This is a genomic window from Lederbergia lenta NBRC 16444, assembly GCF_001591545.1.
GTDB lineage: Bacteria > Bacillota > Bacilli > Bacillales > Bacillaceae_C > Lederbergia > Lederbergia lenta.
Map to the genome: position 1 here is coordinate 32,879 of NZ_BCVC01000009.1, position 14,261 is coordinate 47,139.

Here is a 14,261-nt window from a genome sequence, read left to right on the forward strand (position 1 = left end):
GACCTCCCTATTTGATGTAATTTTTTTTCAGTTTAAAAATAGATATCGCTAAAGGTGGCACTTTTATTTGGATATGTTGTGGCAATGCATGCCACTTTTTGGGAAAACTAAAATGATCAGCTTCATTTAACTGGCTTGATCCTCCAAACTCGTCTGCATCTGAATTAAACACTTCTTGATATATTCCCGGACTAGGCACACCAATTTTATAATCGTAATAGACATTTGGTGTAAAATTACAAACGATAATCAGTTCGCCTTCCTGATTTTTGCTTCTTCTGCGAAATGCAATAATACTTTGATCGACATTATGTGGATCAATCCATTCGAACCCTTCTGTTTCATGATCTAATTCATACAACTCAGGATTTTCTAGATAAAAGTGATTTAAAGTTTTTACGTATTCATGCATTGCTTTATGGAGTGGATAGTCTAATAAATGCCAATCCACTTCTTCTTTATCTTTCCATTCAGCGTATTGCGCCAATTCACCTCCCATAAATAATAACTTTTTACCTGGATGTGTGATCATATAGCCGTATAGCAGTCTAAGGTTTGCAAATTGCTGCCATTGATCACCAGGCATTTTATCTAGCAATGATTTTTTACCGTGGACTACCTCATCATGTGAAAATGGAAGTAAAAAGTTTTCCGTATGAGTATACATAAAGGAAAAAGTTAGCAAATTATGGTGCCATTTACGATGTATAGGATCCCTTTTCATATAGTTCAGCATGTCGTTCATCCAGCCCATATTCCATTTAAAATTAAAACCGAGACCATCTGCATATGTAGGTGCCGTAACGAGTGGCAAATCCGAACTATCCTCCGCCATCATCAATGCATTTGGCTCATATGAAAAAACAACTTCGTTTAATTTGCGAATAAACGCGTATGCTTCAAGGTTTTCCTCACCACCATATGAATTGTATATTTTTTCTTCCTCTTCCCCCTTATCAAAATTAAGAAAGAGCATGCTTGCAACTGCATCTACACGCAAGCCATCAATATGGAACTCTTCAAACCAGAAAAGGGCATTGGAAATTAAAAAACTTTGTACTTCGGGTTTTCCAAAGTCAAAAGTTAAAGTGCCCCATGATTTTTTTTCAGCTTTACGGGGATCAGCATATTCAAATAACGGTCCTCCATCAAATGTTCGGAGCCCAAAATCATCTTTACAAAAATGACCGGGTACCCAGTCCATAATGACGCCAATCTTATGCCTATGACATTCGTCAACGAAGTATTTAAAATCATCACGCGCTCCATAACGTGATGTTACTGAATAATATCCCGTTATTTGATATCCCCAAGAAAGGTCAAATGGATGCTCTGCAAGTGGGAGTAATTCAATATGTGTATAACCTAATGATTTAACGTATGGGATTAATTCATCAGCAAGCTCTCGATAAGTATAAAGTTCACCGTCTACCTTGATTTTCCATGATCCTAGGTGAACTTCATATATTGAAATAGGGGATGTATAAACATCAAACTCTATCTTTGTTTCTTGCCAATCGCTATCCATCCACTCATATTTTGAAAGATCGGTAGTTATAGACGCTGTTGCAGGACGAAGCTCTGATTGAAATGCATAGGGATCTGCTTTCATCAAGATTTGATCATTCGTTGCAACTATTTGGTACTTGTAAGGAACACCTATAGGAATTTCTGTAAAGAAACCAACCCATAATCCTTCCTCTGTAATCCGTTTTAGCGAATATAACTCTCCTTTCCAGTTATTAAAATCACCAACAATATGTATTTTTTTAGCCTTAGGTGCCCAAACTGCAAACCGTAAACCTGTTTTACCTTCCCATTCAATTTGATGACAACCTAACAATCGATGACTATGATAATTCGTACCCTGGTGAAATAAAAAGATATCCTGTTCAGAAATGTTGTAGTACATTGTAGCTAACTCCTTTCTTGAACTGTCTCTTGAAATTAAATGATTTTGGAATAGATAGAGTGAAATTAATCACAAATAATATTATAGGCGATAACTTCATGTTTTTTCAGAAGATTCCTTCGACAATTCTCTATAGAAATTAAGGGGGGCTGTAAGACTTTGTCGAATAAATTATTTGGCTATAGCTACGAATATATAGATATTTTGTTTATATATTGCCATTAAAGTGAATTACTTTTACAAACATGTAATTTTATATTTCAGTATTTAAATCTCCCAATATTGGAGTACAAACATATAATAAAAGCAAATACATGTATTAGGGAAAGCAATAGCGAAGAAAAAAGGGGTTGCTTTTGTGAAGACTCGTGCGGCTTGGATAGATGATGTATATGTATTAACTGTAATTATGGAAGATATCTCATTATTGCTTCATAAAGAAGAATCCCCAATTATTTATTGGAAATATAAAAATAAGCATTTTCCAACAAAAGTGGAAAAGATCATAGACGCTTCTACTGCCAGACTAATCTTTTTCGAAGAACTTCCTATGGGGGAAAACCTTGTACTTAAATGGGGTGAAGAGGAAATACCCGTATACCCAGGATCTATCGTTCGTACCAATTGGTTTGATAAAAATTATTCTGCTTTAAATACAGAATTAGGAGCATTATATACGAAAACCAGCACTACATTTTCGATATGGGCCCCCACTGCAACAGCTATAAAATTATATTTAAATAGTATTGGCTTTTTATTGAATCGACAAAAAAATGGTGTGTGGAAATTAAAAATTGATGGTGACTGGCATGGCTATTCCTATGATTATGAAATTATTGTTAATGGAGAAATAAAGCGTGTTAATGATCCATATGCAAAAGCGATGCTCGCTAATAGTAAAAAAGGTGTAGTTGTCGATTTTGCAAAAACAGAAAAAATTCATTCAAATAGACCAAAACTTCAACAATTACAAGATGCTATTATTTATGAACTGCATGTTCGCGATGCTACAATCCAAAAAGAAAGTGGCGTTCTCAATAAAGGTAAATACCTAGGTTTAACGGAAAAATCTACAACTACTTCAAATGGATTTTCAACAGCCCTATCTTATATAAAAGAGTTAGGTATTACTCATGTTCAACTATTACCTATTAATGACTTTGCCCGTGTGAATGAGCTTAATCCTATTAATGAGTATAATTGGGGATATGACCCTCTTTATTTCCAAGTTCCCGAAGGTAGTTATGCTAGTTCACCTAAGGATCCTATATCCAGAATAATGGATAGCAAAAAGATGATCCAAAGTTTTCATGAGGAAGGTATTTCCGTCATTCTCGATGTTGTATATAATCATGTGTTCGTGATGGAAGAATCCCCCTTTGAAATACTTGTCCCAGGATATTATTTCCGCTATCATGCTGACGAGAGTCTTAGTAACGGGACCGGTGTTGGGAATGATCTTGCAACTGAACGGGAAATGGTACGAAAATTCATTATTGATACTATTGATTTTTGGTTAAATGAATATAATGTGGATGGATTTCGATTTGATTTAATGGGTGCGATGGATATTGAAACAATGAAACAAATTCAAGAGCGTTGTGCTAAAGAAGATGTACCCATTATGCTTTTAGGCGAAGGATGGGAACTGAACACAGCACTTGCTGCTGATAAAAAAGCTACATCTTTTCAATCCCATCAATTAATGGGTATTAGATTTTTTAATGATCGTTTTCGCGATTCTCTCAAAGGTAATTTATTTGATCATCATGATACTGGCTACGCAAACGGTAATGGCCGTTTTAATGAACGTATGCCCCATCTTGTCACTGGGTCAGCTATAGAAGAGTACGGGGAACCCTATGTATCTGAATTAGATCAAACGGTCAACTATGTTGAATGTCACGATAACCATACACTTTGGGATCGCCTGCTTATTACTAATGAACAATTCAGCGATGCAGAACGGAAAAAAATGCACCAAATTGCAACTGGAATTACCTTGCTAAGCCAAGGGATACCGTTTATTCATGCCGGTCAGGAATGGTTTAGAAGTAAACTCGGAGATGAAAATAGCTATATTTCTGGGGATAAGATCAACCAATTGGACTGGAAAAAAAGAGAACAAGAAAATGAAAATATCGAATTTATTAAGACCCTTATTGCACTTCGAAAAAAATATGATGTTTTCCGTCTTCCCTCTAAAGAGGAAGTAAGGAGAAGATTTCATATATTAGATACCCCAGTTCCAGTTTTCGGCTTTGCCTTATTTGGAAATGAGGAAGACTTTTCAATCTATATAAATCCAACTAAAGAACATTACGAGCTACAATTACCTTCATCAGGCAGTTGGATTATTTCTGTAACGAATGATTTCCAAAGGGAGCAAAAAGAAATAAAAGGAGAATTTACATTTATCGGACCATATGAGCTATTCGTCCTCAAAAAGTCTCGGTAAAGAAAATAATAAGCGCCGTTTGCTAGCTGCTGTGTGATGGAGTTAGGTGAAAAACCCTCTTTTGAAGTTATCCTAATAATTTCTTAACAAATAAAAAAACGGCGACTGCCGTTTTTTTATTGTTCATTCCCTCTACCTTTTCGCCCGAGATTAGAATTACGATTTGCACCTTTCATCGGGCTCTCTCCAGCAGCAAATTCTGCGGTATAATCAGATTCCTCAATATTCTCTTTTGGAGTTTTACTATATTTTTCTACTGCATTTCTAGCCGCTTTTCGCTTTACCATTTTTCATAACTCCCCTTTCATTGATAGTTTCTCCACTGCTGAAATTCATATTCGCTTAAAAAATCAATTAGATGATTGCCCTTTATTCTTATATAGCTAAAGATTCGCTTTTCTCGCCTTAAAACAATGATATTTTTGCTGGTACTGGCGATTTGCGGAGTTTTACTGGCTGTAAGAGCTACTTTATGAGCCATGACAGACTACTTTCTGATCATCGCACCATATTAATTAACGTTCTGTGCTATTTGATCATATTCCAGGCATACTCTACCCGATCTAGAGCATTTAAAATTAAAATCCCCGAAAACGAAAGTGGATATTCGTTTCCGAGGGAGGAAAGTTCATTATAAAATAATGGCGTTATAGATTGCGTCACCGTCGAAGTTAATAATTTTAAGTCTCTTTGTATTTTTAACATAGATACTTTTAAATTTCTGCTGATCATTGTCATCCTTGAATAGAATGACACGTTTGTTATGATTATCTTCTGCGACTTGTTCGTTTAAGTCCTTCATATCGACATGGCTAGAGATTGTGGAATACTCAGGAAATGTTTCAGTCTTTCTTTTTTGTTCTGCGGCTTCATTCTTTACACTCTCATTTTCAGCAGGATCAGTAGTTGCTTCTACACTCTCTTTTATACGTTCAAGATTTTGATCAAACACCAATCCACCTTCAAAGTCTATTAATTTTAACCTGTTTGTATTTTTAACATAGATACTTTTGAACTTTGATTGACCATTGTCATCTATTATTAGAATGACACGTTTATTATGGTTATCTTCTACTACTTTAGCGTTCAAGTGTTCCATATCAACATGAGTAGAAATGATGGAGTATTCCGGAAGTTTATCCGTTTTATTTTCTACAGATATATTTTTGCTTGTTTCATTCTTACCCATTTCAACTGCTATCTCGTCAGTTGTGTCATATGAATGAAAATCATGAACCTCTCCATCTTCACCCTCACTCTTTTGTTTATGTATTTCAGTAGCATTCTCGGATAATGATTTTGTATCTTGTTTTGCTTGAGCAGCATAGCTAACACCTACAATTGTCAGAAGTAATAGGGTTGCTGCTATAATTGTAATTTTTTTCATGTACATACTCTCCCTATTTATAAGTTACTTCAATCTTAATACCCGGATATTAAATCCAAATGTGAGAAAGATGAGATTTCGATGAGAAAAATTGGTTTTTTTCTGTAGCCTGTTATTCTTCTACATAGAAAGAGATACTACATTGGCAAATTGTTGAATGCACTCGTATAAATACGGTGACTTTTGTTGATATGAAGCAATTATACAATTAACTCATCTATCAACCGATTTACTATACAGCAACATAAATTGTTCTCAGGAAAAAGACAATTCAACTTTTTAGAGAAAGACCTATTATTCATTGCGGTATTCCTTTAATAAATTAATTTCTTCCTCCGACAATTCTCGGTATTCTCCGAGACTAAGGGAATCATCCAATTTAAGTGGTCCCATTGATATCCTTTTTAAGTATATTACTTTTTTACCGACTGCTTCAAACATCCGCTTCACTTGGTGAAATTTCCCTTCGGTAATTGTTAGCTCAATATCAGATCTGAGTCCGGACTTTAATACTTTTAGCTCACCCGACTTTGTATGATAACCGTCATCGAGCGTAACTCCCTTTTTAAATTCCTCTACATCTTCTGCTGTTACCTCAGTATTGATCACTGCAAAATACGTTTTGGGAACATTTTTTTTCGGTGATAGCAATTGATGTGCGAGCTGTCCATCATTTGTCAAAAGCAAAAATCCTTCTGTATCTTTATCTAGCCGCCCTACAGGAAACGGGGTGTAAACCATATCCGCATGAGCGAGCAAATCAACAACCGTTTCATCTCGAGAATCTTCAGTAGCTGAAATTACACCAGGAGGCTTATTCATCATTAAATAAATAAATTCCTTATAGTGAATTTCTTCCCCTAATATCATAATCGAGTCATTCACTGTATCAACATGAACTTTTGCATCTTTCACTGTTTTACCGTTAACCGTGACACTTCCGTTTTTCAAAATTTTCTTTACTTCTTTTCTGCTCCCGTAGCCAAGATTAGCAATCAACTTATCGATTCTCATAGATTAACCTCCGAATGAATATTACTTTCCTAATTCGGGCTAAACACCCGAACATTCTTTTACCTTTTACATAGGCTATTGATGTACAACGAATGAATGGAGTGAATGACATTATGATGAATTACCCCCAGCATATACCAATGGGAATGATACCGCAGCAACCTGAACGACAAACACCACCCCAGCAACAATTTGGTTTTCCAAGTTTTCCGGGATTTCCAGATCAGTCTGTAAACAGAAGAATAGATCAACTGGAAAGACAAATACAACGTCTCGATCGACAAGTTGAAAGATTAGACCGCAGGGTGGATAGACTTGAAAGACAATTAGGCTTTACTGGCCGACCTGAGCACCCTGGACATACAGATACTCCGGGTGGATACTATTAATATTTAGTTCGAAAAAGAGGCTTACCCGTGGTAGCCTCTTTTTTCATATCTGTAATTCACGACAGCCGCAATCGTTTTTTAAGTCGTTGGAGACGGGTACCAAACAATCTGTCCGCAAGACCTGATCTTAATCCGAGATAAGCATAAATGAATCCACCAATTGTTGCACAGATTCCAACAATAATAATTGCCTGAAATGTTGATTCAGGTGATAGAAAATTGAGTAAACCTTTATATACAAAATAAACAGGGATAGCCATTATCACGTTAAAAATAATAATTAATAATGTTCTTTTAGCTACTAATTTGAATGGATAATGGGCGAATTTTTTTATGACAATTAAATTTATAACAATAGAAAAAGTATAACCCAAAGCAGTGGCGTACACAGCACCTTCTGTTCCATACATTTTTATTAATGGCATATTTAGGGCTAACTTTATCAACAATCCACTTAAAAGACTTAGTATTGTATAACGCTGCTCATTAATTCCTTGTAAAATTGCTGCTGTGACCGCATATAATGAAAACAAAATGGCAACAGGCGCATATGTCCGCAGTACTTGTGCGCCATATTCATCATACGGGTAAAACATCGTATACATAGGATCTGCAAGCAAAGCTAATCCTATTGCGGCTGGAATTGTTATAAATAATAGCACTTGAAAAGTTTGATCCAGTTGGCGGAACATCACACGTCGTTCTCCCTTAACAAATGACTCGGTCACCATAGGGACAAGTGTTAACGCAAAAGCTGTAGCAAGTGATACTGGAATAATTACAAGTTTATGAGTTGTAAAATTTAATATACCTAGTGAGCCAAGTGCTTCTGCCGATTTTCCTGCTGCTGCCATAGCCCGATTGAATGTGATTTGATCGATAAACTGGAATAATGGATTCGCTATTCCTACAAGTACAAAGGGCAATGCGTAAATAAGAATTTCTTTGTACATACTTGAAAGTGGGATATCTAATGTGCCCCTATCGTGTTGTAATAGCTTATCCAATCCTGGTTTTCGTTTTTTCCAATACCAAATAAGCACGATAAGACTTGCAAGACCACCAATAAAAGCGGCAAATGTAGCGACGCTTACAGCTGTGACTACTCCTTTTTTTAACACGAATAGAGCGATGTATGCGCCAGCTAGCAAGAAGATAATTCTTGCTAATTGTTCGATTACAGTCGATACCGCCGATGGTCCCATAGATTGGTGTCCCTGGAAGAATCCGCGAATCAAACTCATAAAAGGAATAATAATTAATGCAAAGCTGACCGCCCTAATGACAGTTGTTACGTCTGAAACACTATACGAATTTGTTGTATCTGCGCCATTTAACACTAGGCCTGCAAACCAAGGAGCTAGAAGATACATCGCTATAAAAGAAAGTATACCTGTTGCAAACATGATATACATCCCTGAACGAAATAGCTTTCGTCCAACCGCATATTCTTCAAGAGCGTTATATTTTGCAATATATTTCGAGACAGCGAGCGGTACTCCTGCCGTAGCAATACTTATAAAGATCGTATATGGCACGTACCCAAATTGATATAGTGCTACTTCCTCTTCTCCACCAATAATTCGGTAAAAAGGAATAACATACAAGAGTCCAAGCACTTTGGACAAGATTGTTCCTAAAGTTATTATGAAAGTTCCTCGAATTAATTTAGATGACATACACTCTCTGACTCTCCAATTAGTTTATTGTTTAAATTTATTATTAAAGATTTTAGCTTAATGTTTTTATCACTACTAGATAGTTTACAGGTATCGACGCTATTTGACAATGAACAGTATGTGATCAAGTTTGCTTTTCACCAAAACTAATTTTAAAATAAGGGGACTAAACAACAAGGTGTTGAACGGAAAATGTATGATGTAATTGTTATTGGTGGCGGCCCATCAGGGCTGATGGCTTCTATTGCGGCTGCCGAGGAAAAAGTAAAGGTACTTTTAATTGATAAAGGGAATAAGCTGGGACGGAAACTGGCTATTTCAGGTGGTGGACGTTGTAATGTAACGAATAGACTTCCAGTTGAAGAAATTATTCGACATATTCCCGGAAATGGACGCTTCCTTTATGGCGCCTTCTCTGTTTTTAATAATGAAGATATTATAAATTTTTTTGAAAACCTGGGGATTAAACTGAAGGAAGAAGATCACGGTAGAATGTTTCCGGTATCGGATCGAGCACAGTCTGTTGTGGATGCAATGCTAACACTTATGGAAAAGCTTGGAGTTGAAGTACGAGTGAATTCACCCGTAAAGGAAGTTCTGTATGCGGAAGATCAAGTCGCTGGAGTCCTTCTAGAATCAGGTGAAAAAATTTCAAGTAATGCAGTTGTCATCGCTTCAGGTGGAAAATCAGTTCCACAAACAGGTTCTACCGGTGATGGATTCCCATGGGCAGAGTCTGCTGGACATTCGATTTCTGAACTTTTCCCAACTGAAGTTCCGGTAACATCTGCTGAAACTTTTATAAAAGAAAAAACATTACAAGGATTGTCACTGCGTGATGTAGCACTAAGTGTGCTCAACCCAAAAGGCAAAGCGATCATCACACATAGAATGGATATGATTTTTACACATCTTGGTATCTCCGGACCTGCCGTGCTCAGATGTAGCCAATTCGTTGTCAAAGCACAAAAAAAGTGGAATTTAGATGAAGTCATTATGTCGCTAGATGCTTTACCAGATCTAAAACAAGAAGAGCTTTTTCAAGATATACAAAAGAAGATCAAAGAAGAACCCAAAAAGGCGGTAAAAAACGCATTAAAAGGCCTTGTACCTGAACGTTATTTATTGTTTTTATTGGAAACAAACGAAATTGACCCGAGTGATTTGTGTGCCTCCATATCATTAGATAAGCTTCGAGCATTCGCTGTTTCTTGCAAACAATTCCGCTTTACAGTTAATGGGACACTACCGCTTGATAAGGCATTTGTTACAGGTGGTGGCGTATCAGTTAAGGAAATTGAACCTAAAACAATGGCCTCTAAACTTATGCCTGGGCTATTTTTCTGCGGAGAAGTGCTAGATATATACGGGTACACAGGCGGATACAATATCACATCTGCCTTAGTAACAGGTAGATTAGCAGGCGCAAATGCTGCGCTCATTGGCAATGCTAGGAAATGAAAGGAGAGCTGTCTCAGGAACTGGGACGGCTCTTTTTATCGCGGATAATGACTGTGGCTAATTTCAGTAGTAATACCGTAGTTATGATTATAGCTGTTTTATTCTCCATTCGATTGTAACTAAAATTTCCTCCATTAAAGCTTGGATGCATTGCTTTTATTTTACATACAACACCATCGCACTAAAACAATATATTTGTTCGTCGTCAGCTTCCCCGATAGCTGCAATATGGTATTTAATATCGATGACATCTCTTGTTCCGAGTCCACCCAAAAACTCATTCATTTCTTCTTCAAGATCTTGCTCATGCTCACAATCAAAAAGTTTCACTTGCATCATCCTAGTCATCCTCCCGGCTTTTTCACTTAGTATTGCCAGGTCGCACATTTTTATACTATTCTAATAATTACGCAATCAAAAAAACCTTAAATAGAGGATTTCCCACTCTATTTAAGGGTAGCAATTTTATAGCTTCGGTTCTCTAGGTCCTGTCCATTCCAACATACCGCCGACCATATTTGTCACATTGTATCCTTGTTCATTTAAATATTCGCAAACTCTTCCACTACGTCCACCTGATCTACAGATAATAATATATTCCTTGTCTTTATCTAATTGATCTAAGTGCTCAGGAACCTCGCCCATCTTTATATGTACAGCTTTCGGAATCATGTCCTCTGCCACTTCGTCATCTTCTCTTACGTCAATTAAATGTAAATTTACACCTTCACTAAGTTGAGTTTTCACTTCTTCAGGAGTAATCGTTTTAATTTCAGACATAAACTGTTCACCCTTTCCAATAAAATATATTTTTCATTATATCAAAATTAAATGCTATAAGCTTTTAATTACATTTTTGGGTTTGTCATTAAGGTATTTTAAAATAATTAAAGAACCCCAATATATAGTTAGGGGTTCTTCATCCTTTAATTTGCTACAATGTTCACTAATTTTCCTGGCACTGCAATTACTTTTCTTACTGTTTTTCCTTCAATCAATTCTTTCACTTTTTCGTCATTCTCTGCAAGTTCTGTGAGTTGCTCGCGAGTTGTATCTCGTGCAACCTGCATTTTCAAACGAACTTTCCCATTAATTTGAACAACAATTTCGACCACATCATCGATTAGCTTCGTTTCGTCATACGTAGGCCAAGCTTCATATGTTAATGTTGATTCGTGACCAAGCTTTGCCCATAATTCTTCTGCAATATGTGGACAAATTGGCGCTAACATCTTAACAAAACCTTCGATATATTCTTTAGGAAGCACATTGGATTTATATCCTTCATTTACAAATACCATCATTTGAGAAATAGCTGTATTAAATCCTAGTGTCTCATAATCTTCCGTCACTTTTTTCACTGTTTGATGATACACTTTCTCAAGCTCCGAACCAGCACCTGGATGCACTTTTTCTGATAAGCTACCATCTTCATTCACAAGTAAACGCCATACTCTGTCTAAGAAGCGGCGCGCTCCATCAAGTCCTGTCGTAGACCAAGCAATGGATGAATCGAGTGGTCCCATAAACATTTCATATAGACGAAGTGTATCAGCACCATGACTATCTACAATGTGATCAGGATTAACCACATTGCCTTTTGATTTACTCATTTTTTCATTATTTTCCCCAAGGATCATTCCTTGGTTAAATAGTTTCTGGAATGGTTCTTTCGTTGGAACAACACCAATGTCATATAAAAATTTATGCCAGAATCTAGCATATAACAAATGAAGTACCGCATGTTCTGCACCGCCGATATAAATATCAACTGGCAGCCATTTTTTCAATAGCTCTTCATCCGCTAACGCTTCATTATTGTTTGGATCGATATAACGAAGATAATACCAACAGCTTCCGGCCCATTGTGGCATTGTGTTAGTTTCCCGACGACCTTTTTTCCCTGAAATTGGATCTTCGACATTCAACCAGTCGGAAATATTCGCAAGTGGAGATTCACCAGTTCCAGATGGTTTAATTTCATTTGTAACAGGTAGAATTACTGGTAGTTGTTCCTCTGGAACCCCCGTCATCGTACCATCTTCCCAATGAATAATCGGGATCGGTTCACCCCAATAACGTTGACGACTAAATAACCAGTCGCGAAGGCGATATGTTATTTTCTTCGTTCCAACCTTTTCTTTCTCAAGCCAATCAATCATCGCAGTAATTGCATCTTCTTTATTCATATCGTTAAGAAAACCGGAATTAACATGGACACCATCACCTGTGTATGGAGACTCTTCTACATTCCCACCTGCAACAACTTCTTTAATTTCCAAACCAAATTCCTTCGCAAATTCGTAGTCACGCTCATCATGCGCCGGAACAGCCATGATCGCTCCAGTTCCATATGACATAAGAACATAATCAGCAATCCAGATCGGCATTTTTTCACCATTCACAGGATTCACTGCATATGCGCCGGTAAACACTCCTGTTTTTTCTTTAGCAAGATCTGTTCTTTCTAGATCACTTTTCGAGATTATTTTTTCAATATAGGCTTGAACAGCTGCATTCTGTTCCTGACTAGTGATTTTATCAACAAATGGATGCTCAGGTGCTAATACTGCGTATGTTGCACCGAAAAGCGTATCTGGACGTGTTGTAAATACAGTAAATGTTTCATCAAAACCGTCGATGCCAAAAGTCACTTCTGCCCCTTCAGAGCGACCGATCCAGTTACGTTGCATATCTTTAATGCTTTCGGGCCAATCAAGTTCTTCTAGATCATCAAGCAGTCGGTCTGCGTATTCCGTAATTCTTAAAATCCATTGTCGCATTGGACGTCTCTCAACTGGATGCCCACCTCGTTCACTTTTCCCATCAATGACCTCTTCATTGGCAAGCACCGTTCCAAGTGCAGGACACCAATTCACTGGTACTTCATCCACATAAGCAAGCCCTTTTTCAAACAACTTTAAGAAAATCCATTGTGTCCATTTATAATAACCAGGATCTGTTGTATTGATTTCACGGTCCCAATCATAAGAGAAACCAAGTGATTTAATCTGCCTTTTGAATGTTTCGATATTGTGTTGCGTGAATTCAGCTGGGTCATTTCCCGTATCTAATGCATACTGCTCAGCTGGCAGGCCAAATGCATCCCAGCCCATCGGATGAAGAACATTATACCCTTGCATCCGTTTCATACGTGAAAGGATATCGGTTGCTGTATATCCTTCAGGGTGACCGACGTGTAAACCTGCACCAGATGGATAAGGGAACATATCGAGAGCATAAAACTTCTCACCTTCTCCACCCGCATCTGTTTTAAACGTTTTATTCTCTTCCCAGTACTGCTGCCATTTTCGTTCTATCTTATGATGGCTAAAACTCATGTTAGTGCCTCCTATATAGTATTAAAAAACAGAAAAACCCCTCATCCCAAAGAAACTTCTTGGGACGAGAGGTTTGAATTCTCCCGCGGTACCACCCACATTAGTGTAATTAACACTCGCTTTATGCTTCCTTAACGCGGAATACGGCATATATTATTAGGATTTTTATTACTTTCCTTTCACATATGCAACTATAAAGGCGAGTTCATGATCCTTCCCGATTGGCTCGCACCTACCGCCAACTCTCTTTTTCAGGATAAAATCACTACTGATCCTTTGTTACCGTTTCTTCTATATCTACATGTATCCCCTATTGTAGATAATTTTAGACATAAATTCAAGCCCAATTAGTTTGTATTATCACAATGTTATATCTCTGCTATTAATAATGCATAAAAGAATCATCTAGCGCCCCAATCAATAAGTATAAATACTTTCCGCTAGGAAACTTTATATATAGAGGTGATGAGAATGGGAAGAGATCGACAAGAAAAAAAGCTAAAAAAAATGAAAAAAGTTGAATCTGATCGGGATCAAGCTTTACATTATGGTGGAGCAACAAGGCTTGAAAAACCAGGCGAAAAAGGAAAAGTTATTAGCGAATAATATATTTCTCAAAA

Annotated in this window: 12 protein-coding genes and 1 other annotated feature; of the genes, 4 read left to right on the forward strand and 8 right to left on the reverse strand. The window is 37.0% G+C overall.

Annotation, left to right across the window (positions count from 1 at the left end; translation table 11 throughout):
- Window positions 1-7: 7 nt before the first annotated feature.
- The gene (gene glgB, locus BLE01S_RS17835; protein WP_066145537.1) at window positions 8-1,912 is read right to left on the reverse strand and encodes a 1,4-alpha-glucan branching protein GlgB; all 1,905 of its coding nucleotides are present in this window, start codon (window positions 1,910-1,912) and stop codon (window positions 8-10) included.
- Window positions 1,913-2,270: 358 nt separating this feature from the next.
- Between glgB and pulA the strand changes: the two genes are divergently transcribed.
- Complete coding sequence (gene pulA / locus BLE01S_RS17840) at window positions 2,271-4,370, forward strand: type I pullulanase (RefSeq protein ID WP_066145540.1); 2,100 nt, start codon at window positions 2,271-2,273, stop codon at window positions 4,368-4,370.
- 116 nt (window positions 4,371-4,486) lie between these two features.
- On the opposite strand, the gene ykzP is transcribed toward pulA, so the two are convergent.
- The 3 genes from ykzP to BLE01S_RS17850 all read right to left on the reverse strand — a co-directional run bounded on the left by ykzP (window position 4,487) and on the right by BLE01S_RS17850 (window position 6,771).
- On the reverse strand, window positions 4,487-4,657 hold the full coding sequence (gene ykzP / locus BLE01S_RS21000) for a protein YkzP (protein ID WP_169800043.1): 171 nt from the start codon (window positions 4,655-4,657) through the stop codon (window positions 4,487-4,489).
- Between the two features lie 344 nt (window positions 4,658-5,001).
- Window positions 5,002-5,757 (reverse strand): hypothetical protein, encoded by a 756-nt coding sequence (locus BLE01S_RS17845; RefSeq protein ID WP_066145544.1) that lies wholly within the window; start codon window positions 5,755-5,757, stop codon window positions 5,002-5,004.
- Window positions 5,758-6,051: 294 nt separating this feature from the next.
- Window positions 6,052-6,771, reverse strand: a complete 720-nt coding sequence (locus BLE01S_RS17850) for a pseudouridine synthase (RefSeq protein WP_066145547.1) — start codon at window positions 6,769-6,771, stop codon at window positions 6,052-6,054.
- Between the two features lie 113 nt (window positions 6,772-6,884).
- Between BLE01S_RS17850 and BLE01S_RS17855 the strand changes: the two genes are divergently transcribed.
- Window positions 6,885-7,160 (forward strand): bZIP transcription factor, encoded by a 276-nt coding sequence (locus tag BLE01S_RS17855; RefSeq protein WP_231955837.1) that lies wholly within the window; start codon window positions 6,885-6,887, stop codon window positions 7,158-7,160.
- Between the two features lie 56 nt (window positions 7,161-7,216).
- Here BLE01S_RS17855 and BLE01S_RS17860 read toward each other — a convergent pair whose 3' ends face one another.
- A complete protein-coding gene (locus tag BLE01S_RS17860; protein WP_066145550.1) occupies window positions 7,217-8,839 on the reverse strand; it encodes a putative polysaccharide biosynthesis protein in 1,623 nt (540 codons plus the stop codon).
- A gap of 192 nt (window positions 8,840-9,031) precedes the next feature.
- Here BLE01S_RS17860 and BLE01S_RS17865 point away from each other — a divergent pair, with 192 nt between their 5' ends.
- A complete protein-coding gene (locus tag BLE01S_RS17865) occupies window positions 9,032-10,300 on the forward strand; it encodes a BaiN/RdsA family NAD(P)/FAD-dependent oxidoreductase (protein ID WP_066145553.1) in 1,269 nt (422 codons plus the stop codon).
- 156 nt (window positions 10,301-10,456) lie between these two features.
- On the opposite strand, the gene BLE01S_RS17870 is transcribed toward BLE01S_RS17865, so the two are convergent.
- From BLE01S_RS17870 to leuS, 3 genes are all read right to left on the reverse strand, one after another.
- On the reverse strand, window positions 10,457-10,639 hold the full coding sequence (locus tag BLE01S_RS17870; RefSeq protein WP_066145556.1) for a sporulation protein Cse60: 183 nt from the start codon (window positions 10,637-10,639) through the stop codon (window positions 10,457-10,459).
- A 126-nt stretch (window positions 10,640-10,765) separates the two neighbouring features.
- Window positions 10,766-11,080, reverse strand: a complete 315-nt coding sequence (locus BLE01S_RS17875; RefSeq protein ID WP_066145561.1) for a rhodanese-like domain-containing protein — start codon at window positions 11,078-11,080, stop codon at window positions 10,766-10,768.
- Window positions 11,081-11,226: 146 nt separating this feature from the next.
- Window positions 11,227-13,641, reverse strand: a complete 2,415-nt coding sequence (leuS, locus tag BLE01S_RS17880; RefSeq protein ID WP_066145564.1) for a leucine--tRNA ligase — start codon at window positions 13,639-13,641, stop codon at window positions 11,227-11,229.
- A 57-nt stretch (window positions 13,642-13,698) separates the two neighbouring features.
- Window positions 13,699-13,933: a binding site (T-box leader), on the reverse strand.
- A gap of 179 nt (window positions 13,934-14,112) precedes the next feature.
- Between leuS and BLE01S_RS20565 the strand changes: the two genes are divergently transcribed.
- Window positions 14,113-14,247 (forward strand): YpzI family protein, encoded by a 135-nt coding sequence (locus tag BLE01S_RS20565; RefSeq protein WP_082788812.1) that lies wholly within the window; start codon window positions 14,113-14,115, stop codon window positions 14,245-14,247.
- The last annotated feature ends 14 nt before the right edge of the window (window positions 14,248-14,261 follow it).